This is a genomic window from Tsukamurella conjunctivitidis, from assembly GCF_007858475.1.
Classification (GTDB): domain Bacteria; phylum Actinomycetota; class Actinomycetes; order Mycobacteriales; family Mycobacteriaceae; genus Tsukamurella; species Tsukamurella conjunctivitidis.
In genome coordinates this window covers 1-1,512 of record NZ_VIGX01000042.1, presented here as the reverse complement: position 1 = coordinate 1,512, position 1,512 = coordinate 1, and the positions used below count along the sequence as shown (strand labels likewise).

The following is a 1,512-nucleotide window of genomic DNA, read 5'->3' as shown; positions in this document are numbered from 1 at the left end:
TCCCCACCGCCCGACCAGTCCTATCCGAAGCCGCCCGGACACGGTTGTAATTCACCGCATGATCAGCGTGCTCGCCGTGACTGAAATTCAGGCGCGCGACATCCATCCCCTCCTCCACGAGAGCGAGCACCTTCTCATCAGTTCCGACAGCAGGGCCCAGGGTGCAGACGATCTTGGTTCGACGAGTCACAGCACGGAAGGTATGCATCCGGAATCCGGGTGACAACCATCACGCCCATATGGGCATCAGGCCCGATCGGTCGATTCGGTGGGCGCGACGCGCAGCAGCGAGATGGCGGTCTCGCGGTCGGTGACCAAAGAGGTCACCACCCCGCTGATCAGGCTCGCGCGGATGGCCTCCACCTTCTGGTGACCGCCGGCGATGGCGATGACCTCGTCGACCGCGCTGAGCTCGGGGAAGGAGATGGCGAGCGTGCGCCCGCTGTAGTTGGTGCGCACCGGGCGCCCCTCGGCGTCGAACTGGATGGCGCAGAGCTCTGCGGCGACGTTGAGCGAATCCAGTTCCGCCCGACCCTGATCCGACAGCATGGCGTACACCTGCGACCCCGTCAGGTCCAGGCTGCCGACGGCCACCACGGCGACCGTGATGCGCTTCCACAGCTCCATCGCGGCGGAGACGCCGGGCTGCCGGGCGAGGGCAGCCTTCATCCGCTGGTCCGACATGATGAGCGGTGCGTAGATCGGATACTGCGGGCCGCGCGACACCGAGGTCAGCTGGCGCACCAGGTCGACCGAACTCGCCTGGACGTCGCCCACGACGCCGGACATCTGGACGATGGTGCACGGCGGCAGGTCCCGGACGTGCTGCGCCATCGCGTCCAGGGTGCGTCCCCAGCCGACGCCGAGCACATCCGATTCGGTCACGATCTCGCTGAGCAGGTCGGCCGCGACCCGGCCGAGCCCGTGCCGGAGTCCGTCGAAGTCGGTGAAGGAACCGGTGGCGACCAGGGCGCGCCGCAGTCCGTACGCGCGGCGCAGCCGCTCCGACAGGTCGGCGTCGATCGCCGCATCGGTGTTGATCTCGATGCGGACCAGCCCGGATTCGAGGCACGCGTCGAGGATCCTGGCCACCTTGTACCTGGACAGCCCGTACTCGGCGCCGATCTCCATCTTCGACTTGCCGTCGAAGTAGAACCGCCGCGCGATGGCGGCGGCCCGGACCACTTCGGCCGGTCCCATGGACCCCATCGGCACCTCCTCGGGCCGTCGCGGACGGGGCGATCCCGTCGACTCAGGGTAGACGCCCGACACGGCCGGCTGTGCCCATATGGGCACCGGTGTTGTCGAAACGTTCCGACCGACGTCTGATGGGCCGGTACGACGAAGACCGGACGGCCACGTGCCGCGGACGAAGGGAAGAGAAGTGCGGATCGGAGTGCTCACTGGCGGGGGTGACTGCCCCGGCCTGAACGCGGTCATCCGCGCGGTGGTCCGCACCAGCGCCTCCCGCTACGGCTCCGCAGTCGTCGGATTCCAGGACGGCTGGCGCGG

Annotated in this window: 3 protein-coding genes; 1 reads left to right on the top strand and 2 read right to left on the bottom strand. The window is 68.4% G+C overall.

Annotated elements, in window-relative coordinates:
* Together FK530_RS24210 and FK530_RS24205 are read right to left on the bottom strand one after the other, a co-directional pair.
* A partial coding sequence (locus tag FK530_RS24210) for a pyruvate kinase (protein WP_231706780.1) occupies positions 1-190 on the bottom strand: 190 nt, incomplete at its 3' end.
* A gap of 56 nt (positions 191-246) precedes the next feature.
* Entirely contained in the window at positions 247-1,209 is a 963-nt protein-coding gene (locus tag FK530_RS24205; RefSeq protein WP_158645197.1) for a sugar-binding transcriptional regulator, read from the bottom strand.
* 175 nt (positions 1,210-1,384) lie between these two features.
* On the opposite strand from FK530_RS24205, the gene FK530_RS24200 reads away from it, so the two are divergent.
* A partial coding sequence (locus FK530_RS24200; protein WP_191834057.1) for a 6-phosphofructokinase occupies positions 1,385-1,512 on the top strand: 128 nt, incomplete at its 3' end.